Source organism: Bradyrhizobium sp. WYCCWR15520, from assembly GCF_056174665.1.
In genome coordinates this window covers 1-25339 of sequence record NZ_JBWBWM010000042.1, presented here as the reverse complement: position 1 = coordinate 25339, position 25339 = coordinate 1, and the positions used below count along the sequence as shown (strand labels likewise).

Sequence of the window (25339 nt, the reverse complement as noted above, 5' to 3'; positions counted from 1 at the left end):
CCCCTTCGGTTCTGACCATCAGAACCGAAGGTCGGCTCTTCCGCCGGTAATTCCATGAAGATCTATCTGGCAGGTCCCGATGTGTTCCTGCCGGACGCCGTCGAGATTGGGCGCCGCAAGGCCGCGATCTGCGCCCGTTATGGGATGACCGGCCTCTACCCGCTCGACAACACAATCGACCTCGCTGCCCTCGATGCTTCGCTCGCGATCTTCAAGGGCAATCAAGCCATGATGGATGCGGCGAACGCGATCATTGCCAATCTGACGCCATTTCGCGGCCCCAGTGCCGACGCCGGCACGGTCTATGAACTCGGCTACATGGCCGGCCGCGGCAAGCTCTGCTTCGCCTACAGCAACGATCCGGCCATCTACGCCGACCGCGTTGCGCGGTCATTCCGCATCACGACGTCGGACGCCGGTCACATGGTCGACGCCGACGGGCTCACGGTGGAGGATTTCGGCCTGCCCGACAATCTCATGATGATCCACACCCTGGACCTGCATGGTGCTAGACTGGTGACGCCGCGAGAGCCGCCTCAAGATATCTGGCACGATCTCACCTCGTTCGAGGCCTGCGTCGCGCTCGCGGCGGATCGTGCCACCGGAAAATCGGACTGATATTGGCTGACAAGAACGACAGCGAGACTTCTGCCCGCAAGCGCGCGGACGTACTTTTGGTCGAGCGCGGCCTGTTCGAAAGCCGCGCCCGCGCCCGCGCCGCGATCGACGCCGGCGGCGTAACCGCCGATGGCCGGCCGGTGTTGAAGGCATCGGAAATCATCGCCGCCAATGCCGAATTGAGCGCGCAGCCCGCGCACCCCTGGGTCTCGCGCGGCGGCGTCAAGCTCGCCGGCGCGCTGGAGCAATATCCGATCGATATCGAGGGCCATGTCTGCCTCGACGTCGGCGCCTCCACCGGCGGGTTTACCGAGGTGCTGCTGGCGAACGGCGCGAGCCTCGTGTTCGCCATCGATGTCGGACACAGTCAGTTGCATCCCTCGCTGCGGATCCATCCGCACGTCGTGTCGATGGAAGAAACCGATATCCGCCAATTCGAAGGCAAGCGCCTGCCCGCCCGGCCCGATGTCGTCGTCATCGACGTCAGCTTCATTTCGCTGAAGGCCGTGCTGCCGGTGGCGCTGGAGCTCGCCGCGGCCCCCACGCAACTGCTCGCGCTGATCAAGCCGCAATTCGAGGCGGAGCGAAAGCACTCCAAGCACGGCATCATCCGCAACGCGATGGTGCATCAGGAAATCTGCGACGATATCTCGGCATTTGCGGCTTCCCTCGGCTGCACAGGCATCGAGGTGTTTCCGTCGTCGATCAAAGGCGGCGACGGCAATATCGAATTCTTCATGGGCGCGCGCCGTGGCTGAGAGCGAGTGCCTTGTCATTGACCATGTCGGCCACCAGGGCGACGGCGTCGCCATGTCGGGCGGCGGAAATATCTACGTTCCCTACACGCTGGGCGGCGAGACGGTGGAGGTCGGTCCGGTGCCCGGCCACCATCCCGACCGTCGCCGATTGCTCAACGTCGAAACCGCAAGCCCGGAGCGCGTCGCGCCTTTCTGTCCGCATTTCGGCGTCTGCGGCGGCTGCGCGATCCAGCACTGGGACGCCGAAGCCTATCGCGCCTGGAAGCGCGAGCTGGTGGTGACGACGCTGGCGCAGGCGGGCATCGATTGCGACGTCGCGCCGCTGATCGACGCCCATGGCGCGGGCCGCAGGCGCATCACCCTGCATGCGCGCATGGGCACCCATGACGTGCTCAAGGTCGGCTATGCCGCGGCGGGTTCGCACGACATCATTCCGATCGACCGCTGCCCGATCCTCGACCCGCAGCTCGGCGGTGCGATCGAGGCGGCCTGGGCCATCGCCGAGCCGCTGATCGCGATGGGCAAGCCGCTCGACATCCAGATCACGGCGACCAATAGCGGGCTCGATATCGATGTCCGCGGCTCCGGCCCGGTATCGTCAGCCATGATCGCGCGGCTGTCGCGCATCGCCGGACAGCACCGGCTGGCGCGGCTGACGCGCCATGGCGAACTGGTCCTGATGCGAATGCCGCCGGTTGTCTCGATGGGCAGCGCGCAGGTCGCTCTGCCGCCTGGCTCGTTCCTGCAGGCAACGGTGGCGGGCGAAGCGGCACTGGCCGAGCTGGTATCGGAGCATGGCAGGCGCGCCAAGCATATCGCCGACCTGTTCTGCGGCGTCGGCCCCTTCGCGCTGCGGCTGGCGGCAAAGTCGCGCGTCACCGCGCTCGACAGCGATACCGGCGCAGTCGCGGCGCTGCAGAAAGGTGCTACGTCAACCTCGGGATTGAAGCCGGTGAAGGCCGAGGCGCGTGATCTGTTCCGCCGTCCGCTGATGCCGCAGGAGCTGCGTGACTTCGACGCGGTCGTGTTCGACCCGCCACGGCAGGGCGCGCAGGCGCAGGCGACGCAGCTGGCGGCGAGCAAGGTGCCGACGGTGGTTGCGGTGTCCTGCAACGTCACGACCTTCGCGCGCGATGCGAAGATTCTGATCCATGGCGGCTACCGAATCGAAGGCGTCACGCCGGTCGACCAGTTCCGCCACACGCCGCATGTGGAATTGGTGGCGAGGTTCAGGCGCTGACGGCCTCCTCTCCAGGACGATTATCTGCGCGTTTCGAGGGCGGCTGACGCATTGAGGTCGCAAGGGCGATACATCTCTTCCAGTTGCCGGCCTTGCAGAAAGATCGTGCGCGGTGTCAGACCACCGCGACCGGCGATCCAGTGCCGGACAGGCAAGGGATACATCGAATAGAGCCATCGCGTCGCGCCCCGATTCGTGACCGCGCGACCGCGCAGACCGAAATCCCAAGCCGCGTGGAAGCCCAGCCTGGCTTTTGAAGTCACACAGATCCTGTCGTGAGGAATCTCCGAAAGGACGATCGTGCAGGCCGAGGCACAAAGGCCGTCGATGATCACCGATTGCCGCGAAGCCCTCAATTGCTTGTATCGATCTATGTAACGCTCGATAATTCCGCCCCGATCATTCGCGATCCTGACCTTTGCGTGACCTGGGCCTGCACCCGTCAGCGATAGCATTGCGGCCAGCATCCAGACGGGAAATCTCATGTGCCCTACACTGGTGTCGATAGACGTGATGCGCACCAGGCGGGTCAATGCCCAGACCTGCGGCAAGCGACGCATCGTTCGGCACCATCGGTTCGGAGATATTGACCTAGATCAAGATGCGCTGTCCGGCATCGCAGATCTTGGGATGGATCACCCGTCTATCCGCCACCCCGGAGCATGGGATGAGGGCATCAAGCGCATGAGAGCGCAGCGGCTGCGCCTGGATCGGCACCAACGCCGCAGCAAGGGCGATTGAGCCTGCCGGAACATATTCGAATACCCGCGGACGATCGTTTCTCAGTCCAGGGGTAACGCGCACGACGCCTGACTGCATCATGCCGAGGGTATAGGACATGCGCACCAGAAGTGATGCCGGTTACCGTCCCCACCGGTCCTGCCAGATTTTTTCCCCGATCATGCAATTGACGCGCGGCTCCCGGCCGGCGGCCGGCACCACCGGGCGTTCGGGCGTTCGGCCGGCGATTTCCAGCAGCAGCTTGGTGCGGATAGCCTCCTTGAACTTGTCGCGTTCCTTGATCGTCACCACGAAGGAGCCGGGGCCGCCGATGACGCAGTCCTCGTAATAGAAATCGAGATTGTCGATATCCATGGTGGAGTAGGACGGCTCCTTCACCATGATCGGCAGGCCGTTGATGATGACGCCCTTCTCGATCGCGGCATCGCGGGCGACTGTCACCGGCATGCCGTTGTTGTTCGGGCCATCGCCGGAAATATCGATCACCCGCCGCAGGCCGCGGTGCGGGTTCTCCTCGAACAGCGGCATGGCGAAATTGATCGCGCCCGAGATCGAGGTGCGCGAGGCGCGGCGGATCGGGGTCTTGACGATCTCGTTGGCGACGGCATCTGCCGTCTCCGGCCCGTCGATCACTCGCCAGGGGATGATGATCTTCTGGTCGGTGGAGGCCGCCCATTCGAAATAGGTGATCGCGATCCTGCCGTTCGGCCCGCTCTTCAGCGCCTGCAGGAACTCCTTGGAGACGATCGCCTGCGCGTAGCCTTCGCGCTGCAGCGCGAGTTCATCCAGGTCCATCGAATAGGAGACGTCGACGGCAAGGACGAGTTCCACATCGACGGTCGGATTGGCGTCCTTGTTGGCGGCGTTCAGTTGCTGGCCCGGCCGGCTCGCAGGATTCGGCGCGGCAAAACTCGCCACATCTCCGCCGGCGAGTGCGCCGGCTACAAGCACGACCCCGATCGAGACATACCAGCGCATTGCGGCCCTCCCGTCGAACGACAGTGATGGTGACATGCAAAACGGCGGACGCAAAGCGCTGAAATCATTTGTCCTTCACATTCGGGTTAGTGCCGAACATTCAGGCGGTCCGGTCAACGCTGCCGGATTCAGCTACGGTTCCTCGTGTCAGTTGCCAGAGAATCAGGCTCTCGATACCGCTATTTGAACAAATCTCGCGCTCGGCGCGACAGAAGGGGCGCGGCTAGCAAGCGGCCGCTAGCGGCACGGACATGGTTACGCCCCCGAAAATTTCAGCAAATGACAGCCCCCCGGCAACGCGCACGATCGTGCTCTGGGCCGGGATTTTTGTAGCTCTCGTCCTGGCGGTGTTGTCGCTGCCGCTGGTGTTTTCGGGCCCCGATCAGCCCAAAGTGGCGCAACCGGAACCGGTGCTGACGCCGCAGAACGCCATTGAACTATGCCAGCAGCTCTTTGAAGAGCCGAGGGAGTATATGGACTACGATGCCAAGCGCCGGCGCTGGGACCTGCGGCACGACGCCTGCAAGATGGCGTTCGAGGCCAACCCGGCGAACGCAGACCTCAAGGCCGCGTATGCGCGCAACCTGCCCTACGAGAAGAAGACAGAGGCAGTTGCCATGCTGCGCGAGGCGGCATCGCAGGGCAGTGCCGAGGCCTACTTCCAGCTCTACGAGCACCATCGATCGTGGGATCGCGGCGACCTCGACAAGATCCCGCTAGTCACCCGCGCCGAGGCGGATCAGGCGCTGCGAAGGGCGGCCGAGTTCGGCCATCCCGCCGCCACTTCCACGCTGGCGGCGCTGCTCAATCGCGGCACCACCGTGAAACGCGATCCTGCCGCGGCGCGATACTGGGCGGAGCGCGCGGTCGAGAATCCGGCAAAGGAAGCCAACAAGGGCGGTTTGCTTGTGATGCTCGGCAGCCTGCTGGCCACGTCGGACAAGCCAGACGAGCGGGCTCGCGGCCTCGACATTCTGGAAAGGCTGAACGCGCCCGGGCACTACCAATACGGCGCGAAGAGGGAATTGGCGCTGGCGATCCGTAGAGAAGATCCGGCGCGCGCCCGCACGCTGCTCGAAGAAGCCCGCCACCCAGATCCTGGCGGCGCCATCGTCCCGCTCGCAGAAATGCTGATCGCGGGCGAAGGCGGCCCGGCCGACCCGAAGCGCGCATTGTCGTTGCTGAAAGGCACACGGGATAGCTGGATGGCCAAAGGGATGCTCGGGCAACTCACCCTCGAGGGCAAGCTGCTGCCGCGCGACGTCCAGGAGGCGGTCAATCTGATCGACCGCGCCAGCACATGGGATTTCGACGCAAGGATGCAGGTGGTGCGGCTGCTTGCTGAATATCCGCATGTGCATGTGAGCCATCCCAAGGGAACGCTCTATTACGCGGTGGAGGCCGCGGAACTCGGCGAGCCCGGCGCGCTGGCCGCCCTGATCGAGCTGAAACTCTCGGCAAACGCCCAGTTTCAGGACCGGCCCGGAGCCTGTAAACTGATCGAGACGGCCGTCAGCCGCGGCGATCAGACCATGGCGCAGCGCCTGGCGGATTGCCGCGCCAACTGAGCGCTGCCGGCCCGTCTGAGTTCGCTCACTTCGGGACTTAGCTGGAAATGGCAGATACCGTTGTCAGGCCAAAGACCAAAGCCAAAACCAAGGTCGAACGGCCGCGGCTGCACAAGGTCATCCTGATCAACGACGATTACACGCCGCGCGAATTCGTCGTCACGGTGCTCAAGGCCGAGTTCCGCATGAGCGAGGACCAGGCCCACAAGGTGATGATAACCGCGCACCGGCGCGGCGTCTGCGTGGTCGCCGTATTCACCAGGGACGTCGCCGAGACCAAGGCCACCCGCGCCACCGACGCCGGTCGCGCCAAGGGCTATCCGCTGCTGTTCACGACCGAGCCGGAGGAGTAACGCCGATTTCTCCCGCCGGGGCCATGCCGGGAAGCCCGCCACCAGTTTCGAACGACGTCCAGAAATTGGGCGGCGGCCGCCGTCAATTCGCGATCCCGCAGCCGCATGATCCCGACGCGGCACGACAGGCCGTGCCCGGCCAACGACGATGAGGTGAGGTCCGGATCATCGGGTAACGGGCGCTCGCTCCTCGGGACGACGGCGAGCCCTACCCGATTGCGGACCAGTCCATGGAGTGTCGGCAAACGGTTCGTCGTCGTCACATAGTGGAATGAAAGTCCCGCGGTCGCCGCCGCGCGGTCGACGATGTGCCGGGTGCGGGACTCCACGGGAAACGAGACAAGCGGAACGTCCGCCAGCGCCGGCAAGGCGATCCTCGTGCGGCGCGCCAACCCATGATCCCGCCGCATGACAAGATGGAAGGTTTCGACGCCAAGGTCTTCGGTCACGAATGATCGCGGCACATCGTCGACATAGCCGATGCCGAAGTCGGCAAGTCCGTTGCGTATCTCGTCCATCACCATGTTGTGCAGTCCCTCGCGCAGGTGAAGTTCAATGCCGGGGAACCTTCGGCTGTAGTCCGCAATCAGGCCTGGAAGCACGGCGCCTGCAAGCGAAACCACGCTCGCGACCACGATCTGTCCGCGTGGATGAGCGGCCAACTCCCTCACGCTTTCGGCGCCGATCTTCAGATCATTGAGCAACCGTTCCGCTAGCGCAGCGAATTCTTTTCCGGCGTCCGTGACCGTGACCTGTCGGGTGCTGCGGGAAAACAGCGGCACACCCAACTCGATCTCGATCACCTTGATCGTTCGCGTTAGTGCCGGCTGCGATATCTTCAACGAGCTGGCCGCAGCGACAAAACTTCGATACTTGGCGAGCGCGAGAACGGCCTGGAGCTGTCGCGAACTCAGGTCGGGGAAGACATGACGGGACAGGCTGCCTCGCAATTAATCCAAGTAATGGAATAATCTCAGTTATCGAAAACAAATTGCAATAGACGGATCGCCTCGGCAAGCTCTCGCCGAGGAGACCCCCATGACCATCTGTCTCTACGGCAGTCCGATCAGCACCTTCGCCCGCAAGGTCGCGATCGGTCTTGAACTGAAAGGGCTGTCTTACGATCTCGTTGATGCGCTGACGCCGGATCGTCGCGAGCAATTGCGAAAACTCAATCCGAGGCTGGAAGTCCCCGTGCTGACCGACGGAGACCTCGTCGTCGTGAACTCAAGCGACATCCTGCAATATTTGGATTGGCGCTATCCCGAACAGCCTCTTTATCCCACTGCGATCGAGGAACGCGTCCTCGCCCGCGCGTTCGAGCGGTTGGCCGATCAACGCTTCGACCCGATCGTGGTGGACTGCTCGTACTGGCACTGGGCCGAGCGTGAGGACGAGCCACCCGCCGGCCTGCTGGCGGCGGCCCAAAAGGATATCGACGAGCTGTTCGAGCAGCTCGAGCGCATGTTGCTGTCGCGTCCGAAGCCGTGGCCGTTCGGCGAGCCCGGTGTCCTCGAATGCGCCTGGTTTGCCAACCTCGCCGCCTTGCGCACGTTTGGCCTCGCCATCGACCTCCAGCGCTTTCCCGTCGTCGGCAATTGGTTTCGGGCGATGCGGACCCATCCCGTCTTCATCGCCGACACGCAGCGCACCGCCGCGTTTCTGAAGGAGTTGAAGCATCTCACCCATGAGCGCAAGCGGCTGTTCTGGAGCGGAGACCGGATGGAGTGGCTGATATCGCGCGGATTCCACCAATGGTTTGCCGGCGAAATCGCTGCAGGCCGCGCGGCATTTCCGGGATAGGGCCGCGCCGACCGCGCAGCGCGCCGATTAGGCCGCCGATTTTTCGTCGACCAGGCCGTATACGCGTGCGGCCTTGGAGAAACCGGCGACAGGAAACTCGCCGAGATCGCTCCAGCCTCCCCGGCAGATGCCGGCAAATCCTTCCGAGGCCACGACCGTGCGGCCGAGCTTGCTGGCGATCTTTTCCAGCCGCGCCGCCATATTCACCGCCGGTCCAATGCAGGTGAAGTCGAGCCGGTTGCCGCCGCCGATATTGCCGTAGAGGATTCGTCCGACATGCAGGGCGACACCGAAGCGAAACCGTTCGACCGCGTCGCCGATCGGGTAGTTCAGGTTGGCGACGCTGACGCGGGATTCGTGGGCGGCCTCCAACACATGCGAGCAGACCTGCTGCTCGTCGCCGACATATTCATCGATCGGAAACACCGCGAGCAGGCCGTCGCCCATATATTTCAGCACGTCACCGCCATGGTTCTTGATCGCGGCAACCTGGCAATCGAAATACTGGTTCAGAATTTCGACGACGGTCTCGGCCGGCAGCCGGTCCGACAGCGCCGTGAAGCCGCGCAGGTCGGACAGCCAGATCGCGGCATTCATCGTCTCAGTGTGGCCACGCCTGATCTGGCCGCCCATGATCCGCTCGCCGGCGCTGTTGCCGACATAGGTGTCCAGAAGGCTAGCAGCCATGCGGTTCAAACTGAGAATCTCGACCACCCGCGCCAGCGGTTTCACGAGGCTCCGTAGCGCCGCTAATTGTTCATCCGTGAACCCGCCCGGCTGCTTGGTGGTCCAGCTCGACGCGTTCACCGGACCGCCGATGAAGGGTAGCGGCAGCGCGATATAGTCGGTGGCGTCTTCGGCGCGAAGATCGTCGATGATCGGAAAGCGCTTGCTTGCGGGATCGTCAACGCGGGCCCGGACTTCCAGCCCCTGCTGGAAAACGATCTTCAGCGGGCTGTTGTGAAAATCCGGTGACTCCAGGATATGGTAATCGACCGTGCCCAGTTCGACCTCGGCGCCGGGCTTCCAGATGAAATTGCGCCCGTAGATCTCAGGATGCAGCGTGCGGACGAAGACGCCGACACGCCACAGCGGCAGCCCTGCTGCGACCATCCGTTCGCAGCACTCGGCCATAAACCGGGTCGGGCTGGTCGCCGACCTCCCGCCGTCAATCAGCCAGTCGGTCAGCTTCTGCAGTTCTGCGATATTCATGGCGGCGTATTTGCCGCGCAACTGCAGCGGGCGTCAAGCGCGCTCCTGCGACAGCCGGACGTGACCCGACGACAGAGCTGCGCTAGCTTGACGGCGCAAAACAAGAGGAAGCGCAGAAGTGTACGACTTCATCATCGTCGGCGGAGGATCAGCGGGCTCGGTCATGGCGCACCGGCTCTCCGCCAAAAGCGCCAACAAGGTCCTGCTCTGCGAAGCAGGTCAGGACACGCCGCCCGGCAACGAGCCGCCCGAGATCCGCGACAGCTATTCGGGGCTGGCCTATTTCGATCCGCGCTTCCACTGGACCGAACTCAAGGTCACGACCCAGGTCGTGAGCCACAACAATCCCGATGAGAGCCGACCGCCGCTCCGCAAGTACGAGCAGGCGCGCGTGCTCGGTGGCGGGTCCTCCATCAACGGCCAGATGGCCAATCGCGGCGCGCCGACCGATTACGCGGAGTGGGAGGCCCGCGGCGCCACGGGCTGGAACTGGAAGGACGTGCTGCCCTATTTCAAGAAGGTCGAGCGCGATCTCGATTTCGACGGGCCGTTCCACGGCAAGGACGGCCGTATCCCCATCCGCCGCATTCCGCGAGAGCATTGGACAGGGCATTCGCAAGCGATGGGCGAGGCCTGCAAGCTCGCCGGCTTTGCCTTCCTGCCCGACCAGAACGGCGAGTTCACAGACGGCTACTTCCCGGTGACACACTCCAACCAGAACGAGCAACGTGTCTCGGCTGCGATGGGCTATCTCGATCGCGAGACCCGCAAGCGCGCCAACCTGACCATCTCGACCAACACAGAGGTCAAGGAGTTATTGTTCGAGGGCACGCAATGTGTCGGCGTGAAGGCGCTGGTCGATGGCCGGGAACAGGAGTTCCGCGGGCGCGAGGTCATTCTCTCCTGCGGTGCCATACATTCTCCCGCGCATCTCCTGCGCGCCGGCATCGGACCGGTCGGGCATCTGAAGGAGATGGGCATTCCGGTCGTGATGGGCCTCGCCGGCGTCGGTCAGCGCCTGATGGATCATCCCTCGATCGCGCTGTCGTCCTTTGTCCGCCGTGGCGCGCGCATGAACGAGCACACCAGACGCCACATCCAGATGGGGCTGCGCTACTCCTCGGGGCTTCCGGGCACACCCGCCGGCGACATGTTCGTCGCCGTTCTCACCAAGTCGGCCTGGCATTCGGTCGGCGAGCAGATCGCCTCGCTGCTCACCTTCGTCAACAAGACCTATTCGGAGACCGGGCAGGTAAAGCTCGCCTCGCGCGACCCGCGAATAGAACCCATTGTCGAGTTCAACCTGTTGTCCGACAGGCGCGACCTCGATCGTCTCATGAGCGGCTTCCGCAAGATGGCGGCGCTGCAGATGAGCGCGCCGCTCAAGGCAGTCACCGACAAGCCGTTCCCGGCTTCGTATTCCGATCGCGTGCGCAAGATCGGCGTGGTCAACACCAAGAACAAGATCCTCACCGCCATTGCCGCTGCCCTGATGGACGGACCGGCGGCGCTGCGCCACTACATGATCGACAACTTCATCGTCGAAGGCTTTACGTTCGAGCAGGTGATGAGCGACGACGAAGCACTCGAAGCCTTCGTGCGCAAGGCGGCGATCGGCGTCTGGCATGCCTCCTGCTCATGCCGGATGGGCGCGGCGGACGATCCGATGGCGGTCGTCGACACCCAAGGCCGCGTCAAGGGCGTGCACGGTTTGCGCGTGATCGACGCGTCGATCTTCCCGGTGGTGCCGTGCGCCAACACCAATTTTCCGGTCCTGATGTCGGCGGAAAAGATCGCAGACGCCATGCAGTGAGAGAAGCCGGGCCCTACCCGCCAACCTGCCCGCGATGGCGCAGGAAGTGATCGGCCAGCACGCAGGCCATCATCGCCTCGCCCACCGGCACGGCGCGGATGCCGACGCAGGGGTCGTGGCGGCCCTTGGTCATGATGTCGGTGTCGGCGCCGGCGCGATCCACCGTCTTGCGCGGCGACAGGATCGACGAGGTCGGCTTCACCGCAAAGCGCACCACCACCGGCTGGCCGGTGGAGATGCCGCCGAGCACACCGCCGGCATTGTTGGACAGGAAGCGCGTGCCGTCATTGCCGGTGCGCATCTCGTCGGCGTTTTCCTCGCCCGACAATTCGGCGGCGCCAAAGCCCGCCCCGATCTCGACGCCCTTCACCGCATTGATGCTCATCATCGCGGCAGCCAGCTCACCATCGAGCTTGGCATATATCGGCGCGCCCCATCCGGCCGGCACGCCTTCGGCGACCACTTCGATGACGGCGCCAATCGAGGAGCCGCTCTTGCGGATGCCGTCGAGATATGTCTCGTAGAACGCCGCGCTGTCTTTGTCCGGGCAGAAGAACGGGTTGCGCGCGATCTCGTCCCAGTCCCACTTGTCGCGATCGATCTTGTGCGGGCCCATCTGCACCAGCGCACCGCGTACCTTCACGTCACGCAGGATCTTTCGCGCGATGGCGCCAGCCGCGACGCGCGTTGCGGTCTCGCGCGCCGACGAACGGCCGCCGCCGCGATAGTCGCGCAGGCCGTATTTGGCCTCATAGGTGAAGTCGGCATGGCCCGGGCGAAACTTGTCCTTGATCTCGGAATAGTCCTTGGAGCGCTGATCGGTGTTCTCGATCAGAAGCGCGATCGGCGTTCCCGTCGTCACCTGCACGCCGGTTTCGGGATGCGCCATCACCCCGGACAGGATTTTGACCGCGTCCGGCTCCTGGCGCTGGGTGGTGAAGCGCGATTGTCCCGGGCGGCGGCGGTCGAGATCTTGCTGGATGTCCTCATTGGTCAGCGGGATCAGTGGCGGGCAGCCGTCGACCACGCAGCCGATCGCGATCCCGTGGCTTTCGCCAAAGGTCGTGACGCGGAAGAGGTGGCCGAAGGTGTTGTGGGACATGGTGCCTTGAATTCGCTTGCCGACATTCAGCGCTAATGTTGTTTGTCAACGTTTCGTAACGCGGTGGAGAGGGCTGGTCAAATCACCTCTCACCCCGTCATGGCCGGGCTTGTCCCGGCCATCCACGTCTTGCTTGGCCGCGTATTCGAAGGAAGACGTGGATGCCCGGGACAAGCCCGGGCATGACGGAGAAGGAGTTAACTATACTTCTTAAGTCCCCCGTCTCGGAACACGTACACGGCGCCCTGCTCGATCAGGAGGTCGGCTGCGCTCTGTGGCGTCTCGATGCCGAGCGCCACCATCAGCGCCCGCGCGGTGCCGCCATGGGCCACGGCGACGGTGTCGGCGCGCAAGGAATCGTACCAGTCGCGCATCCGAAGCTGCACGTCGGCATAGGTCTCGCCGCCTTCCAGCGCCATCGTCCATTTCGCCGTCAGCCGCTTGGCATACAGCACGGGATCGGACGCCTGCATCTCGGCGAGCGTCGAGCCCTCCCAGACGCCGTAGCCGATCTCGCGCAGGCGATCGTCGAGCGCATATCCGTCCCTGGGAAGCTTCAGCGCGCTGCGCACCAATTCCATCGTCGCCCGCGCCCGGCCAAGCGGGCTTGCAACGAACGGCAGCGCGGACTTGTCGCGGCCCTCGCGCGCGAACAGATCGGCCAGCACATTCCCGGCATGCTCCGCCTGCCTGCGGCCGAGTTCGTTCAGCGCAATGTCCTGCGTGCCCTGCAGCCTGCCTTCAGCGTTCCACGACGTCTCGCCATGGCGGATGTAGTAGATCACGGGCGCAGGCATCGGACTATCAGGCTATTCTTCGCTGGCGAACTGGAGAGCGAGAGGTCGGGCGCGTCGGGGCGCTTCATGCCGGCGACGAGCTTTGGGGGTACATCAGCACTCCGGCGCGGTCGAGCCCAAATCGCCTCCCGGGTTAAGGCTGTTTGCCACGCGCCTCAAGGGCTGGAATAGATACGTCAATCGGGTGTTATGTTGGGTAAGGCGTTCGCGCCTCATGACTTTTGCAATCTGGTGCCGATGAGCGCGTTTCGTCAAAGTGTCGAGGCCATGATTCCGGCGCTCCGCCGTTATGCGCGAGCGCTGGCGCGCGACGCCGACATCGCCGACGATCTGGTGCAGGATACGCTGGTGCGTGCGTTGCGTTCGGAACGGCTGTTTCTTGGCGGCGACGTCAGAAGCTGGCTCTATACGATCCTGACCAACCTGAACAAGAACCGGCGACGGTCGCTGGCGCGGCGGCCGCAGTTCATGCCGCTGCTGGACAACAACCCCGACGCCAGCGGCACCGAGGCGGAAGGCCGCGACATCGCGCGCGCACTGTCGACGCTTGTGGAAGAGCAGCGCTCGGTCCTGCTGCTGGTGATGCTGGAAGGACTGAGCTACCGCGAGGTCGCCGACATCCAGGGCGTGCCGATCGGCACCGTAATGTCCCGGCTTGCCCGCGCCCGCGCCCATGTCAAAGCTTCGCTGGAGGGCGAGCGCACGGCGCTGCGGCGGGTGAAGTGAAGACGCATGAAACGCACGATGGATAGACAGAGCAGGATCAGGCAGAGACGACGACAATGACCGATCGCAACATTCCCGTCACCGAAGACGAGCTGCATGCTTACGTCGACAACGAGCTGCCGGCGGAACGCCGCGGCGACGTCGAGGCGTGGCTCGCTTCGCATCCCGACGATGCCGCGCGGGTGCAGTCGTGGCGCGCGATGGCGGAAGCACTGCATTCCAGATACGATTCCGTCATCGACGAGGCGGTGCCGAAGCGGCTCGAGATCGAGCGGCTGGTGCGACAGCCGCGCAAATGGGTGTACGGCGCGGTCGCGGCGACGCTGGCGGCATTCATCGTCGGCGGCGGCGTTGGCTGGCTCGCGCGCGGCGCGACGGCCGCACCGTCGTCTCTGCAGAATTTTACGGTGCATGCGATCGAAGCGCACCGGCTTTACGTCGTGGAAGTGCGGCATCCCGTCGAGGTGCCGGGCAGCGAGCGCAGTCATCTGCAGCAGTGGCTGACCAAGCGCTGCGGCTGGGTCGTGCGCGCGCCCGAACTGACGGGGGCTGGATTGAAGCTCGTCGGCGGACGGCTATTGCCAGGTTCCGGCGGCCCGGCGTCCTTCATGATGTACGAGAGCGCCTCGGGCGAACGTTTTACGATCTACACCGCCAAATCTGCCGCCGAGGCGACGCAGATGCGATTCGCGGCGGAAGGCAAGGAAAGCACGCTGTTCTGGGCCGATGACGGCGTCGTTTATGCGGTGGTGTCTACCGGCGCCGACCGGGGACGGCTGAGCCAGGTGGCCCAAGCGGTCTACGATCAGATGGAAAAGAAGAGCTAACCCGTAGCCCGGGTGAAGCGCAGCGAAACCGGGGATCAGTGCGACCGGATGTGGTGTTCCCGGATTGCGCTTCGCTTCATCCGGGCTACCGGTAAGAAAAGCGGCGGATAGGCAACACCGGGCCCCTTGTCCCAATTCTGACATCGAAAATCTGGAATCAAAACACCGGCCGGTCTCATTAATGCACCGGGTGATCACGCGAAAATGAGTGGCGCTCGATCCGCCGATCGGCGCAAGCGGCCTCGATCGGGGTTTGGTACCGCGCTGGTCCCCCTTTCGAGGCCGCCCCTTTTTCCGGAAAACCTTTTGTTTTCAGGAAATAAGCGCGCTTTTTCAGGAAGCCTGCTCGGGCCCCGCTGCTTTGTTCCACACACCATCGACGCCGCGAACCCGGCCGAATCAGCCGAAATCGCTGCGCGGGTTGTAGGGGTGGCCATCGCGCCACTTCTCCATCAATGCCTCAAGCTCGCTATCGTTCCCGTCGGGCAGAATAATTCGGGTGGTGACGAACAGGTCCCCAGGTCCCCCCGGCTTGGGCAGGCCTTTGCCCTTGAGGCGGAAGATGCGACCGCTGGAGGTGTTTTTCGGGATCGACAGTTCCACCGCGCTGCCGAGCGTGGGCACGCGAACCTTGCCACCGAGCACCGCCTCATAGAGCGTGATGGGCAAATCGAGGCGCAGGTCACTGCCGTCGACCTTGAAATAGGCGTGCGGCGCGATGCTGACCGTGATCAGGAGATCGCCCGGCGGATGGCCCGGCGCGGTCTCGCCCTGCCCCTTGAGCCGGATCTGCTGGCCGGCGGTGACGCCTGCGGGAATCCTGACGTTGAGCTCCTTGCCGGTCGGCAGGCGGACGCGCTTTTCCCCGCCCTTGACCGACTCTTCCAGCGACACTGTCATGGCGACGTTCAGATCGAGATCGAGGCCGATCCCGCCGGTGTCGAATTCAAAGGCGCGGCCACCGCCCGGACGTCCGCCCCTGGCCGCGCCGCCGAACATGCTGTTGAGGATGTCCTCGAAACCCGCGCCACCCCCGCCGCCGGGACCTCCACCGGTGCGGAAGCTGTAGGATTCGAAGCCGCCCGGTCCCCTCGCGCGGCCGCCTGCTCCGCCGCCGGGAAAGCCCTGAAAGCGCGGCTTGCCCTCAGCGTCGATTTCGCCGCGATCGAACTGCTTGCGCTTGTCCTCGTCGCCGATGATCTCGTTGGCGGAGTTGATCTCGGAGAAGCGCGCAGCCGCCTTCGGATCGTTCTTGTTGTTGTCGGGGTGATGCTTCTTGGCGAGCTTGCGATAGGCACTCTTGATCGCCGCAGCGCTGGCGCCCCGCGGCACCCCCAAGACCTCATAGGGGTCGCGCATCCGTCACGTCTCCTTCTCGGGAATTCGATTTTCAAAGCTTAGGGCAATTCGCCCGCCTTGGCTTCATCTGGGGAGCCAGTTGCATTTTTGCAACTACCCCAAGCCACTCAATCAGATCACTCAATAGCGTCGCTCAAAAACACCTGAAGCGCTATCCCCTCGTCCAGGGCTTGATCGTATGGATTTCCCACCGGCCCTGACCAGCCTTGCAGGCGGCTCCCTGCAGCCAGCTCTCCGCGCGGCCGTTGACGTAACTTGCCAGGAAATCCCGGCAGGTGCGCCCGTCTTCCGCCGAATAGGCTTGCGACAGCGGCGTCACCGAGCCGCGCGCACCGGTCTCCGGATTTTCCCAGGACTGGCTGGAATCCTTGTCGCCTTTGGTCAGCACGTCGGAAGCGGCGGTGCGGGCAAAGGCGAGATCGCTCTCGGTCGGCGCCGTGGCCGCTTGCTTGCCGAGCGAGCCCGTGACGTCGGCGGCATTCATCTTGGCGTAGGAATCGGGGCGTGACAGGCTGCAGCCGCCGGAGCCGAGGCCGATCAAAATCAACGTCATCACAGCGCCTCGCGGCCCGATCGCCGATAGGCCAACGCGTCCCCATGCCCTATATAGGGCGAGCCCGTATCGGGGCTGCAACGCGCTCTGAGACGCGAGGGTACGCAACTGGGACTCCTGACATGACGGACACGACCTCCATCAAACACCCGACACCGTTAACATCGGGTGATTTTACCGCAGCCGAGGAACCGTTTGCGCTGTTCGCCGAATGGTTTGCGGAAGCCGTGAAGTCCGAGCCGAACGATCCCAACGCGATGGCGCTGGCGACCGTCGATGCGGACGGGCTGCCCGATGTCCGGATGGTACTGATGAAGGGCTATGATGCCGATGGTTTCGTGTTCTACAGCCACATCGCCAGTCAGAAAGGCCGCGAACTCGCCGCAAATCCTAAGGCTGCTTTACTATTTCACTGGAAGTCGCTGCGCCGTCAGGTGCGCATCCGCGGCAACGTGTCGCCGGTAACGGATGAGGAGGCCGATGCCTATTTCGCCACACGGCCGAAACAGGCGCAACTCGGCGCTTGGGCCAGCAAGCAGTCGCAGCCACTGGAGAGCCGCTTTGCCTTCGAGCAGGCGATCGCGCTGGTTGCCGCCAAATACATGATCGGCGACGTGCCGCGCCCGCCGGGCTGGAGCGGCTGGCGCATTACGCCTTCCCGCTTCGAATTCTGGCACGACCGCCCGTTCCGCCTGCACGACCGCATCGAATTCCGCCGCGATGCGCCGTCACAAGCCTGGAGCAAGGTGCGGCTCTATCCCTGACGCCAACGCACGCGACGACGTTCAAAGTTGAAAGACCTGTATGCCTGCTTCATCCAATGCGCCACGGCGCACGCTGCTTCTGACCGGTGCCAGCCGCGGCATCGGCCACGCCACCGCGATCCGCTTCTCCTCGGCCGGCTGGCGCGTCATCACCTGCTCGCGGCACGCCTTTCCGGAAGTCTGCCCGTGGGGCGCAGGCCCGGAAGATCACATCGAGGTCGACCTTGCCGACCACGCCGACACCACGCGCGCGATCTCCGAGATCCGAAGGCGGCTGGAGAACGACGAGCTGCATGCGCTGGTCAACAACGCCGCGATCTCGCCCAAGGCGCCGGACGGCGGGCGGCTCGGCACCATGGACACCGATATCGAAACCTGGAGCCATGTTTTTCGCGTCAACTTCTTTGCGCCGATCATGATGGCGCGCGGCCTGATCGAGGAATTGAAGCATGCCAAAGGCGCGGTGGTGAACGTCACCTCGATCGCGGGCTCGCGCGTGCACCCGTTCGCAGGCGTTGCATATGCGACCTCGAAGGCGGCACTTGCTTCACTCACACGGGAAATGGCCTCCGACTTTGGCCGCGTCGGCGTCCGCGTCAACTCGATCGCGCCGGGCGAGATCGACACCTCGATCCTGTCACCGGGCACCGAGAAGATCGTCGAGCAGCAGATTCCGATGCATCGGCTCGGCACGCCGGACGAAGTGGCGAAGATCATCTATGTGCTATGCACGGAAACCAGTTCGTATGTGAACGGCGCCGAGATTCACATCAACGGCGGCCAGCACGTTTAGTCCGTGACGTGATCCAAGATCTCGTAGGGTGGGCAAAGCGCAGCGTGCCCACCATTTCTGTCAGCGGATTGAAATGGTGGGCACGGCGCAAGTGCGCCCTCCCCCACCCTACGATTCTACTACACGATCGTGCCGTTCATCCTTCGAAACGCGCGCAACGTCGCACGCCTCAGGACGAGGTCGGTGATTGCTGAAGCAACGCTCACTCCGCGTAAAACTTGCGCTGCGCCGCGCGTGGAGCAGCCGCTGCAAGATTGAACGTGCTCGAACATTCGTCTTCGTTCTCGCCGTCCGCCAGCGCCGCGCCGCAGTGCCGGCAAAGCCGCGTCGAGAACGTCTGCGCCTTGCCAACGCTCCGGCCTTGCTGATAGCGCGCCAGATCGATGACGTTGCGTGGCGACATTATGAGTTTCTCAACCATGGGATCCTCGCGGCTTGAGAGACGCTTTATCGCAGACAAGTTTCGACCATTCGTTCAGTCCACCGCTCAAATTTTAGCGGTGAGATTGAGCCGATCTTCGCACGTGTGGAACCGCAGGGAACCGCTGCGTCACAGCCACTTCTTCCATCTGAAGAACAAGTACGGCAGCACTGCTGCCATGAGCATCATGAGCACCGCCATCGGATAGCCGTGCGGCCATTCGAGTTCCGGCATCGCCTTGAAATTCATGCCGTAGATCGAGGCGATCAAGGTCGGCGGCATCAGCACCACCGCCATCACCGAGAACAGCTTGATGATGTTGTTCTGCTCGAGATTGACGACGCCGAGCATGGCATCGAGCGTGAAGGTGATCTTGTTGGAGAGATAGGAGGCGTGGTCGGTCAGGGAAACGACGTCGCGCTGCATGGTCTTGAGCTGCTCGCGCATGTCCTTGGACCATTTGACGCCTTCGACCACCGCCGACAGGAAGGTGACGACGCGGCCGATCGAGACCAGGCTCTCCCGGATCTTCGAGACCAGGTCCCCCTTGCGCCCGATCGCGATCAGGATCTGCGAGTACCGCTTTGCCTGGCCATGGCGCGCGCTTTCTGGCTCGAAGATGTCGTGCGAGACCTGGTCGACCTCGGCGCCGGCGCGCTCCAGAATGTCGGCGCAGCGGTCGATCACCGCGTCGAGCAGTTCCATCAGCACCATCTCGCCCGATATCCCCGGCATGCATGAGCGCGCCAGCTTGTGCTCGACCAGGGCAAACGGCTTCGGCTCATCGTAGCGCACGGTGACCAGGCGGTGACCGGCCAGGATGAAGGTCACCGCTGTGGTCTTCGGCGCATCGGTGTCGGACTGGCACATCAGCGTCGCCGTCATGTAGCGGGCGCCGTTCTCGATATAGAGCCGGCTGGAAATCTCGATCTCCTGCATGTCCTCCCGGGTCGGCACCGCGATCCCGGCCAGCCGCTCGACCGCGCGGTCCTCCTCCATCGTCGGCTTGACCAGATCGATCCAGACCGCATTGTCCGGTAACGCCACCGGGTCGGTCGCGGGGTGTTTCTTCAGGCTGGATCCCGAGGGAACAAACACCGAAAACATCAGCAACTCCGGAACGGGGGCGGCAGCCTGTGGTTTTGACGCTTTCTGACGCGAACCGGGTACCCGTTTCGCTCCGCCATGGCTACCCAGCGCCACTAAACCCGATTCTGGCAAGCGCTTCATGACCGGCGCAGTGACCGCCCGGTCCATATTTATGGCAGCGGAGTGGCGCTTATGGCGTCCAGATGGCGTTGACGCGGCGGTGATCCGCCGCCGGCAACACCCCTGCCCGGGATTCAGACGGAACTAGCAAAATTTGCGGCACAAAAGCCACAGCCGGCCTTCCGCAGCGCCGAACGGGCGTGCAAATGCTGGCTTATCTGCCGCTTATTGCGGATAATGGGATTAATGGAATCGTCGCGTTTGGGGCGCAGGATTGGCGTCGCGAACACCAGACTTTCGATTGGAAGTGTGCCATGTCGTCGCTGAAAGTAATCCTGGGGCTGCTTGCCGCCGGCCTTGCGTTGTCTGGTTGCATGCCGGCAACCACCTATCAAGCCGCCCCCGAAGCCACCCTCAAGCCGAATGACAAGGCGCAACTTGCCAAGGCACGCTATGCCGCCGTGGCGCCGCCCGAGCCGTTCCGCCGCGCCATTGTGGATTATCACCGCAAGGAACTTCCCGGCACCATCGTCGTGGATTCCGATAACCACTACCTCTATCTGGTCCAGGACGGCGGTAAGGCGATCCGCTACGGCGTCACCGTCGGTGAGGAAGCGCTCGCGTTCTCCGGCATCGCCAAGGTCGGCAACATGGCCGAATGGCCGAAATGGACACCGACCGCCGACATTCACAAGCGCATCGAAGGCCTGCCTGCCTCGGTGCCCGGCGGCGTCGACAATCCGCTCGGCGCCCGCGCGCTCTACCTTTACCAGGGCAACCGCGACACGCTGTTCCGCATCCACGGCACCAACCAGCCGGAATATATCGGCGCCTCGATTTCCTCGGGCTGCATCCGCATGACCAACGAGGACGTCATCGACCTCTACAGCCGTGTGAAGACCGGTACGGTGGTTGTCGTGCTCGACCCCAAGCAGGGTGACTCGCCATACAATTCCAAGATGGCGCTGCAGGGTGGCGGCACCAGCGGCCCGATGCCGCAATAAGCCGGCATCGTCAGCAGTCGCGGATCAAGAGCGCCGGTTTTGCCGGCGCTTTTTCGTTGCAGGCTTCTCCTTGTGTGGCGGCGCGGCCTCATCCGGCTTCTCAGCGTCTGATTTTTCAGCATCGGATTTGCCGGCATCGGATTTGCCAGCATGCGGTTTGGCGTCTTCGGCGACCTCGCGCGGCGGCGCTTCCTCGGGCCGCTCGGCCGGCAATAGCGGCGCTTTCTGCGGCAGCGGCTCCCAGACGTCCCATTGGCAGATCCGGTAATTGCCGCGCCGTTCCATCAGATCGAGATGGATATGGTCCTCATGGTACCAGTCCGAGCCCGGGCCGAGCACGGTCGAGAATCGCGTGCAGGCGGAGTGCAGCACGGTCTCGCGCAATCCCCGCGGCACGGTGCGGTCGGTCAGCGATATGAAGGTGCCATCGGCGAGCTTGAAGCCACGCACGTCGAGCGCGTTGGCGCGGCCATGTTCGGAGAGTTTGGCGCCGACAATGCGGTTGCGGCCGCGGCACTCGAACGAATCGAAATTATCGATATCGGAGATCGCGCTACCCAGACGCTCCGTCAGCGGCGCGATGTCTTTGCGGATCCAGTCGACCAGTGCGGAGGCCATGGTACAGCGCAGGATCGCCGCCGGCTTCACCGAGACCCGCCGGCTGTCCGGCAGCACGATCGCCTCCAGCCGCACCAGATCCTCGCCCCCGCAGCCGCCGGCGCCCCGAATGTCGGGGATGCTGGGAGCAATCGCGACGGCCTCAGTCAGCGCCAACCGGCACGCGGACGGCTGTGGCGCGGGCGCGGCCTGCTCGCCGGGCTTGCCGTTCGGGGGAGACGCCTGCTGCTCCTTGTCCGGCTTGTCGCGCTCGGCCGACGGCGCATCGGCCGGACGCGGCTTCGGCAAGGGCACGGCTGCCCCGCGGTGCGCCGTCGCCCGCGGTTTTGACGGGGGCACCCTGAACAGGTCGTCCCACACCGTACGGGATGCTCTCCTGGCCTGCGCCGGTTCGCTTGGCATGCCAAGCAGGAGCGCCGCCGCGGCAACGGTAACCATTACCGCTCCACTGCGGCCAAAGGCGCCAATAGCCCATTTTCGGCTTGCTTTACGCGCGGTAAAGTTCATGTCAATTCCATGAACCCACCCACCGATCTGGCCGTATCATCGGCGGATCGTGCGGCAACAAACAATACCATCGGAGGGACGTGCGTATGCTCGGATTGATGCAAGACTGGCCTTTGCTTTGCCACCGGATTATCGAACACGCGGCGAAGTATCACGGTACGCAAGAGGTCGTCACGCGGTCGGTCGAAGGTCCCATTCATCGCACCAATTACGCCGAAATTCATGCACGCGCGCTGAAAGTATCGCAACGGCTCGACCGCGACGGCATCAAACTCGGTGACCGCGTCGCCACCATCGCCTGGAATACCTGGCGCCATCTCGAATGCTGGTACGGCATCATGGGAATCGGCGCGATCTGCCACACCGTCAATCCGCGGCTGTTTCCCGACCAGATCGCCTGGATCATCAACCACGCGCAGGACCGCGTGGTGATGACCGACATCACCTTCGTGCCGATCCTGGAAAAGCTCGCCGACAACCTGCCGAGCGTCGAGCGCTACGTCGTGCTGACCGACAAGGCGCACATGCCGCAGACCACACTGAAGAACGCAGTCGCCTACGAGGACTGGATCGGCGCGGTCGACGGCAAGTTCGCCTGGAAGGACTTTGACGAAAATACCGCGGCCGCGATGTGCTACACCTCGGGCACCACGGGCGATCCGAAGGGCGTGTTGTATTCGCACCGGTCGAACGTATTGCACGGGCTGATGGCCAACAATGTCGATGCCCTCGGCACAAGCGCCGCCGAGACAATGCTGCCGGTGGTGCCGTTGTTCCATGCCAATAGCTGGGGCATCGCATTCTCCGCACCGTCGATGGGCACCAAGCTCGTGATGCCGGGCCCCAAGCTGGACGGCGCTTCGGTCTATGAGCTTCTCGACACCGAGAAGGTCACGCACACCGCCGGCGTGCCGACGGTGTGGCTGATGCTGCTCAATCATATGGCCGCCGGCAATCTGAAACTGCCGCACCTCAAGAGCGTGGTGTGCGGCGGCTCGGCGATGCCGCGCTCGATGATCAAGTCGTTCGTCGACATGGGCGTTCGCGTTCGCCACGCCTGGGGCATGACCGAGATGAGCCCGATCGGCACGGTTGCCGCGCTCAAGCCGCCGTTCGCCGAACTCAGCGGCGAGGAGCGGCTCGACATCCTGCAGACGCAAGGCTATCCGCCGTTCGGCGTCGAGATGAAGATCACCGACGATGCCGGCAAGGAACTGCCGTGGGACGGCAAGACTTTCGGCCGCCTCAAGGTCGCCGGCCCCGCGGTCGCCAAGGCCTATTTCAAGATCGACACCGACATCCTCGACGAGGAAGGCTTCTTCGACACCGGCGACGTCGCGACCATCGACGAGCACGGCTATATGCGGATCACCGACCGCTCCAAGGACGTCATCAAGTCCGGCGGCGAATGGATCTCATCGATCGACCTGGAAAACCTGGCGGTCGGCCATCCGGCGGTCGCAGAAGCCGCCGTGATCGGCGTCTATCATCCCAAATGGGACGAGCGTCCGCTCCTGATCGTCCAGCTCAAGCAAGGCCAGCAGGCGAGCCGCGAGGACATCCTGAAATTCATGGATGGCAAGATCGCCAAATGGTGGATGCCCGATGACGTCGCTTTCGTCGAAGGCATTCCGCACACCGCGACCGGCAAGATCTTGAAGACGGCGCTGCGCGAGCAGTTCAAGAGCTACCGCTTCCCGAACGCGGCGGCGTGAAGCAAATTTCCTCCCGTGCCGGGAAGGACTCGGACAAGCTGCCGGCGTGAGATCGCACGCCGGCATATCGGTCTGAACGTTCGGAATTTTCGGTAGCTTCACGCAACGGCGCCCGCGCCGCCCGTCTCCCGACATCAGCCACGGAGTTTCCCGGTGGCGGCTCGTCGATGCACACGGCGCACCGTGATGGTAGCCCAGACATCGCGTATTGGCCGAACGGCGGACAAGAGCGAAGACGTCAGCGCCGCAGCGCGCTGGCGATGCGCGATCGCAGCATAGGCCCGGATATCGATGCTGCCGTTGGGATGGCGCAGCACGGCATCGCCGCTGCCGGGCCACCTTGAGCCGCCGCTCCAAATCTCTTGTGCTGACATTTGTCCGATCTCCATGATCCGATCGCTCAAATTTATTCCTTTCCATGAAGTTGATAATATTTTACAGTTTCACTTCATTCGTGAAATTCATTCATGAATAGCACCTCCGATGAAATGAATGCCTTTGTGAGGGTGATCGAACGCGGCAGCTTCGCCGCGGCGGCCGGCGATCTCGGAATCACGCCTTCTGCGCTGTCCAAGATGGTGACCCGGATTGAGGGCCGGCTCGGGGTCCGCCTGCTGACGCGCACCACGCGCCGTCTGGTTTTGACCGCCGAGGGGGAGCTGTTCGTCGCCCGCAGCCGCGAGATCCTCGCATCGATCGAAGCCGCAGAAGCCGAGGTCACGGCGGCAAGCCAGGCGCCGCGCGGTCATTTGCGGATCAGCGTCGGAACGACCTACGCCAAGCAGATCCTCGGTCCCGCGCTGCCGCTCTTCCTCGCCCGCTATCCTGATATCACCGTCGAGCTGCTGGTTTCGGACCGGCAAATCGATCTCGTTGCCGAACAGGTGGATATCGCCATCCGCTCCGGATGGCTCGGCGACTCGACCCTCGTGGCGCGCAAGCTTCACGACGTCAGACGTCTGATCTGCGCCAGCCCGCATTATCTCAGGAAATACGGCTCGCCGCGCGTGCCCGCCGATCTGTTGCAGCACAATTGCCTGACGCTGACCGGCTTTGGGCAGTTCAACCAATGGCCGTTCCACACCAGCGAAGGTATCAACCGGCTTGCCATCTCCGGCACCCTTACAAGCGACAATGCCGATCTGCTGCTCGATGCGGCGGTGGCGGGGCTCGGCGTTGCAAGGCTGGCGGATTTCGTGGTCGCGCGCGCGTTACAGGAGGGCGCGCTGGTGCCGCTATTGATGGATACCCATCTGAGCGAGCCGTTTCCGGTTCACGTCGTCACGGTGTCCGGCCGTCACCGGACGCCACGCGTGAAGGCCTTCACCGAGTTCATGGTCTCGCAGATGGACGGTGGGCGGTGACAACGCGGCCTCGTGCGGCGGAGCACAACGGCCCATCAGAACGGCCGCAGTCGCGTGAGCAGCAAGGTCGATTGACGGGCGCGCGTGGCGCGCCCGCTCCAATCAGCGCGCGAACGCGAGTCCGTCGAGCTGTCGCTGCGCGTCGGGTTCGCCCCATTCCTTGGCCCGCTGATACCACATGCGGGCCTGCGCGACGTCGGCGAGGCCGCTGGCGCCGAGTTGCCTGAGCGGCGCCGGATCGTAGGTGTTGCCGACGAGCAGCGCAGCGCGCGCATTCTGTGCTTCCGCGCCGCGCATCAGGAACAGCCGCGCCGACTGCACGTCGCCGCTGGCGAGCAAATCCTGCCCACGCCTGATCAATGCGGCGACTTCCCTCGGATCGAGGCTGCGCACTACCTCTGCCTGCGGCTGAGCCGGTACCGGCAGCGCCGGCGGCGCGGCGGCGACCACGGCGACCGGCGGCGGGGCGACAACCGGCGGCGGAGCGGCGACGGCG

27 protein-coding genes and 1 pseudogene are annotated in these 25339 nt (G+C 63.9%); 14 read left to right on the top strand and 14 right to left on the bottom strand.

From position 1 onward, the window contains the following. Positions 1–54: 54 nt before the first annotated feature. From AC0QUY_RS34575 to AC0QUY_RS34565, 3 genes are read left to right on the top strand one after another with little or no spacing between them, the layout of a single operon-like run. A complete protein-coding gene (locus AC0QUY_RS34575) occupies positions 55–618 on the top strand; it encodes a nucleoside 2-deoxyribosyltransferase (protein WP_475390451.1) in 564 nt (187 codons plus the stop codon). Between the two features lie 2 nt (positions 619–620). Beyond that, entirely contained in the window at positions 621–1376 is a 756-nt protein-coding gene (locus tag AC0QUY_RS34570) for a TlyA family RNA methyltransferase (protein ID WP_475390449.1), read from the top strand. A 52-nt stretch (positions 1377–1428) separates the two neighbouring features. After that, positions 1429–2616: a class I SAM-dependent RNA methyltransferase gene (locus tag AC0QUY_RS34565; RefSeq protein WP_475390483.1), complete on the top strand. Its 1188-nt coding sequence runs from the start codon at positions 1429–1431 to the stop codon at positions 2614–2616. A 20-nt stretch (positions 2617–2636) separates the two neighbouring features. On the opposite strand, the gene AC0QUY_RS34560 is transcribed toward AC0QUY_RS34565, so the two are convergent. From AC0QUY_RS34560 to AC0QUY_RS34550, 3 genes are all read right to left on the bottom strand, one after another. Continuing rightward, positions 2637–3101 carry a hypothetical protein gene (locus tag AC0QUY_RS34560; RefSeq protein ID WP_475390481.1) on the bottom strand — a complete coding sequence of 155 codons (465 nt, stop codon included), beginning with the start codon at positions 3099–3101 and terminating at the stop codon, positions 2637–2639. A 106-nt stretch (positions 3102–3207) separates the two neighbouring features. Continuing rightward, entirely contained in the window at positions 3208–3456 is a 249-nt protein-coding gene (locus AC0QUY_RS34555; protein ID WP_475390447.1) for a hypothetical protein, read from the bottom strand. Between the two features lie 21 nt (positions 3457–3477). Then, a complete protein-coding gene (locus AC0QUY_RS34550; RefSeq protein ID WP_161852619.1) occupies positions 3478–4335 on the bottom strand; it encodes a DUF1194 domain-containing protein in 858 nt (285 codons plus the stop codon). A gap of 251 nt (positions 4336–4586) precedes the next feature. On the opposite strand from AC0QUY_RS34550, the gene AC0QUY_RS34545 reads away from it, so the two are divergent. Further along, entirely contained in the window at positions 4587–5903 is a 1317-nt protein-coding gene (locus AC0QUY_RS34545; protein ID WP_475390445.1) for a tetratricopeptide repeat protein, read from the top strand. 47 nt (positions 5904–5950) lie between these two features. After that, positions 5951–6256, top strand: coding sequence for an ATP-dependent Clp protease adapter ClpS (gene clpS / locus AC0QUY_RS34540; RefSeq protein ID WP_475390442.1), 306 nt, complete (start codon positions 5951–5953; stop codon positions 6254–6256). Here clpS and AC0QUY_RS34535 read toward each other — a convergent pair. Beyond that, positions 6220–7206: a LysR family transcriptional regulator gene (locus tag AC0QUY_RS34535; protein ID WP_475390440.1), complete on the bottom strand. Its 987-nt coding sequence runs from the start codon at positions 7204–7206 to the stop codon at positions 6220–6222. The two genes, clpS and AC0QUY_RS34535, sit on opposite strands and share 37 nt — an antisense overlap. Positions 7207–7294: 88 nt before the next feature. Between AC0QUY_RS34535 and AC0QUY_RS34530 the strand changes: the two genes are divergently transcribed. Beyond that, positions 7295–8059, top strand: a complete 765-nt coding sequence (locus AC0QUY_RS34530; protein ID WP_475390438.1) for a glutathione S-transferase family protein — start codon at positions 7295–7297, stop codon at positions 8057–8059. Positions 8060–8086: 27 nt separating this feature from the next. On the opposite strand, the gene AC0QUY_RS34525 is transcribed toward AC0QUY_RS34530, so the two are convergent. Next, entirely contained in the window at positions 8087–9271 is a 1185-nt protein-coding gene (locus AC0QUY_RS34525) for an adenylate/guanylate cyclase domain-containing protein (RefSeq protein WP_475390436.1), read from the bottom strand. Positions 9272–9389: 118 nt separating this feature from the next. On the opposite strand from AC0QUY_RS34525, the gene AC0QUY_RS34520 reads away from it, so the two are divergent. Continuing rightward, positions 9390–11084, top strand: a complete 1695-nt coding sequence (locus AC0QUY_RS34520) for a GMC family oxidoreductase (RefSeq protein WP_475390434.1) — start codon at positions 9390–9392, stop codon at positions 11082–11084. A gap of 13 nt (positions 11085–11097) precedes the next feature. Here the strand turns inward: AC0QUY_RS34520 and aroC are convergent, their stop codons facing one another. Continuing rightward, complete coding sequence (gene aroC, locus AC0QUY_RS34515) at positions 11098–12186, bottom strand: chorismate synthase (RefSeq protein ID WP_475390432.1); 1089 nt, start codon at positions 12184–12186, stop codon at positions 11098–11100. A gap of 197 nt (positions 12187–12383) precedes the next feature. Beyond that, entirely contained in the window at positions 12384–12983 is a 600-nt protein-coding gene (locus AC0QUY_RS34510; RefSeq protein ID WP_475390430.1) for a histidine phosphatase family protein, read from the bottom strand. A 237-nt stretch (positions 12984–13220) separates the two neighbouring features. Between AC0QUY_RS34510 and AC0QUY_RS34505 the strand changes: the two genes are divergently transcribed. Then, complete coding sequence (locus tag AC0QUY_RS34505; RefSeq protein ID WP_057840161.1) at positions 13221–13709, top strand: RNA polymerase sigma factor; 489 nt, start codon at positions 13221–13223, stop codon at positions 13707–13709. Positions 13710–13765: 56 nt separating this feature from the next. Further along, complete coding sequence (locus tag AC0QUY_RS34500; protein WP_475390428.1) at positions 13766–14536, top strand: anti-sigma factor family protein; 771 nt, start codon at positions 13766–13768, stop codon at positions 14534–14536. 399 nt (positions 14537–14935) lie between these two features. On the opposite strand, the gene AC0QUY_RS34495 is transcribed toward AC0QUY_RS34500, so the two are convergent. Together AC0QUY_RS34495 and AC0QUY_RS34490 are read right to left on the bottom strand one after the other, a co-directional pair. Further along, complete coding sequence (locus tag AC0QUY_RS34495) at positions 14936–15895, bottom strand: DnaJ C-terminal domain-containing protein (protein ID WP_161852609.1); 960 nt, start codon at positions 15893–15895, stop codon at positions 14936–14938. 151 nt (positions 15896–16046) lie between these two features. Then, positions 16047–16448 (bottom strand): RT0821/Lpp0805 family surface protein, encoded by a 402-nt coding sequence (locus tag AC0QUY_RS34490; RefSeq protein ID WP_161852608.1) that lies wholly within the window; start codon positions 16446–16448, stop codon positions 16047–16049. Positions 16449–16570: 122 nt separating this feature from the next. Here AC0QUY_RS34490 and pdxH point away from each other — a divergent pair, with 122 nt between their 5' ends. Together pdxH and AC0QUY_RS34480 are read left to right on the top strand one after the other, a co-directional pair. After that, a complete protein-coding gene (gene pdxH, locus AC0QUY_RS34485; protein WP_161852607.1) occupies positions 16571–17212 on the top strand; it encodes a pyridoxamine 5'-phosphate oxidase in 642 nt (213 codons plus the stop codon). 40 nt (positions 17213–17252) lie between these two features. Next, complete coding sequence (locus AC0QUY_RS34480; protein WP_475390427.1) at positions 17253–18005, top strand: SDR family NAD(P)-dependent oxidoreductase; 753 nt, start codon at positions 17253–17255, stop codon at positions 18003–18005. 202 nt (positions 18006–18207) lie between these two features. Here the strand turns inward: AC0QUY_RS34480 and AC0QUY_RS34475 are convergent, their stop codons facing one another. Both AC0QUY_RS34475 and AC0QUY_RS34470 read right to left on the bottom strand, forming a co-directional pair. After that, complete coding sequence (locus AC0QUY_RS34475) at positions 18208–18426, bottom strand: hypothetical protein (RefSeq protein ID WP_161852605.1); 219 nt, start codon at positions 18424–18426, stop codon at positions 18208–18210. A 129-nt stretch (positions 18427–18555) separates the two neighbouring features. Next, complete coding sequence (locus AC0QUY_RS34470) at positions 18556–19533, bottom strand: magnesium transporter CorA family protein (RefSeq protein WP_475390426.1); 978 nt, start codon at positions 19531–19533, stop codon at positions 18556–18558. A 416-nt stretch (positions 19534–19949) separates the two neighbouring features. On the opposite strand from AC0QUY_RS34470, the gene AC0QUY_RS34465 reads away from it, so the two are divergent. Continuing rightward, positions 19950–20639, top strand: a complete 690-nt coding sequence (locus tag AC0QUY_RS34465) for a L,D-transpeptidase (RefSeq protein WP_475390425.1) — start codon at positions 19950–19952, stop codon at positions 20637–20639. Between the two features lie 24 nt (positions 20640–20663). Here the strand turns inward: AC0QUY_RS34465 and AC0QUY_RS34460 are convergent, their stop codons facing one another. Further along, positions 20664–21764, bottom strand: a complete 1101-nt coding sequence (locus AC0QUY_RS34460) for an extensin family protein (protein ID WP_475390424.1) — start codon at positions 21762–21764, stop codon at positions 20664–20666. Positions 21765–21850: 86 nt separating this feature from the next. Here AC0QUY_RS34460 and AC0QUY_RS34455 point away from each other — a divergent pair, with 86 nt between their 5' ends. Next, positions 21851–23479 carry a fatty-acid--CoA ligase gene (locus AC0QUY_RS34455; RefSeq protein WP_161852601.1) on the top strand — a complete coding sequence of 543 codons (1629 nt, stop codon included), beginning with the start codon at positions 21851–21853 and terminating at the stop codon, positions 23477–23479. A 134-nt stretch (positions 23480–23613) separates the two neighbouring features. On the opposite strand, the gene AC0QUY_RS34450 is transcribed toward AC0QUY_RS34455, so the two are convergent. Beyond that, positions 23614–23853: a hypothetical protein gene (locus AC0QUY_RS34450; RefSeq protein WP_475390423.1), complete on the bottom strand. Its 240-nt coding sequence runs from the start codon at positions 23851–23853 to the stop codon at positions 23614–23616. A gap of 93 nt (positions 23854–23946) precedes the next feature. Here AC0QUY_RS34450 and AC0QUY_RS34445 point away from each other — a divergent pair, with 93 nt between their 5' ends. Further along, on the top strand, positions 23947–24843 hold the full coding sequence (locus AC0QUY_RS34445; RefSeq protein ID WP_475390422.1) for a LysR family transcriptional regulator: 897 nt from the start codon (positions 23947–23949) through the stop codon (positions 24841–24843). A 102-nt stretch (positions 24844–24945) separates the two neighbouring features. Here the strand turns inward: AC0QUY_RS34445 and AC0QUY_RS34440 are convergent. Next, positions 24946–25339 (bottom strand): annotated as a pseudogene (locus tag AC0QUY_RS34440) (hypothetical protein); the annotation flags it as partial.

Coding starts and splice junctions, on each gene's coding strand:
- AC0QUY_RS34460 (WP_475390424.1), bottom strand. CDS start 21,764: ATGAACTTTACCGCGCGTAAAGCAAGCCGAAAATGGGCTATTGGCGCC.
- AC0QUY_RS34555 (WP_475390447.1), bottom strand. CDS start 3,456: ATGTCCTATACCCTCGGCATGATGCAGTCAGGCGTCGTGCGCGTTACC.
- pdxH (WP_161852607.1), top strand. CDS start 16,571: ATGACGGACACGACCTCCATCAAACACCCGACACCGTTAACATCGGGT.
- AC0QUY_RS34560 (WP_475390481.1), bottom strand. CDS start 3,101: ATGAGATTTCCCGTCTGGATGCTGGCCGCAATGCTATCGCTGACGGGT.
- AC0QUY_RS34490 (WP_161852608.1), bottom strand. CDS start 16,448: ATGACGTTGATTTTGATCGGCCTCGGCTCCGGCGGCTGCAGCCTGTCA.
- AC0QUY_RS34530 (WP_475390438.1), top strand. CDS start 7,295: ATGACCATCTGTCTCTACGGCAGTCCGATCAGCACCTTCGCCCGCAAG.
- AC0QUY_RS34575 (WP_475390451.1), top strand. CDS start 55: ATGAAGATCTATCTGGCAGGTCCCGATGTGTTCCTGCCGGACGCCGTC.
- aroC (WP_475390432.1), bottom strand. CDS start 12,186: ATGTCCCACAACACCTTCGGCCACCTCTTCCGCGTCACGACCTTTGGC.
- AC0QUY_RS34525 (WP_475390436.1), bottom strand. CDS start 9,271: ATGAATATCGCAGAACTGCAGAAGCTGACCGACTGGCTGATTGACGGC.
- AC0QUY_RS34545 (WP_475390445.1), top strand. CDS start 4,587: ATGGTTACGCCCCCGAAAATTTCAGCAAATGACAGCCCCCCGGCAACG.
- AC0QUY_RS34550 (WP_161852619.1), bottom strand. CDS start 4,335: ATGCGCTGGTATGTCTCGATCGGGGTCGTGCTTGTAGCCGGCGCACTC.
- AC0QUY_RS34455 (WP_161852601.1), top strand. CDS start 21,851: ATGCTCGGATTGATGCAAGACTGGCCTTTGCTTTGCCACCGGATTATC.
- AC0QUY_RS34445 (WP_475390422.1), top strand. CDS start 23,947: ATGAATAGCACCTCCGATGAAATGAATGCCTTTGTGAGGGTGATCGAA.
- AC0QUY_RS34495 (WP_161852609.1), bottom strand. CDS start 15,895: ATGCGCGACCCCTATGAGGTCTTGGGGGTGCCGCGGGGCGCCAGCGCT.
- AC0QUY_RS34475 (WP_161852605.1), bottom strand. CDS start 18,426: ATGGTTGAGAAACTCATAATGTCGCCACGCAACGTCATCGATCTGGCG.
- AC0QUY_RS34505 (WP_057840161.1), top strand. CDS start 13,221: ATGAGCGCGTTTCGTCAAAGTGTCGAGGCCATGATTCCGGCGCTCCGC.
- AC0QUY_RS34510 (WP_475390430.1), bottom strand. CDS start 12,983: ATGCCTGCGCCCGTGATCTACTACATCCGCCATGGCGAGACGTCGTGG.
- AC0QUY_RS34470 (WP_475390426.1), bottom strand. CDS start 19,533: ATGTTTTCGGTGTTTGTTCCCTCGGGATCCAGCCTGAAGAAACACCCC.
- clpS (WP_475390442.1), top strand. CDS start 5,951: ATGGCAGATACCGTTGTCAGGCCAAAGACCAAAGCCAAAACCAAGGTC.
- AC0QUY_RS34480 (WP_475390427.1), top strand. CDS start 17,253: ATGCCTGCTTCATCCAATGCGCCACGGCGCACGCTGCTTCTGACCGGT.
- AC0QUY_RS34500 (WP_475390428.1), top strand. CDS start 13,766: ATGACCGATCGCAACATTCCCGTCACCGAAGACGAGCTGCATGCTTAC.
- AC0QUY_RS34450 (WP_475390423.1), bottom strand. CDS start 23,853: ATGTCAGCACAAGAGATTTGGAGCGGCGGCTCAAGGTGGCCCGGCAGC.
- AC0QUY_RS34565 (WP_475390483.1), top strand. CDS start 1,429: ATGTCGGGCGGCGGAAATATCTACGTTCCCTACACGCTGGGCGGCGAG.
- AC0QUY_RS34465 (WP_475390425.1), top strand. CDS start 19,950: ATGTCGTCGCTGAAAGTAATCCTGGGGCTGCTTGCCGCCGGCCTTGCG.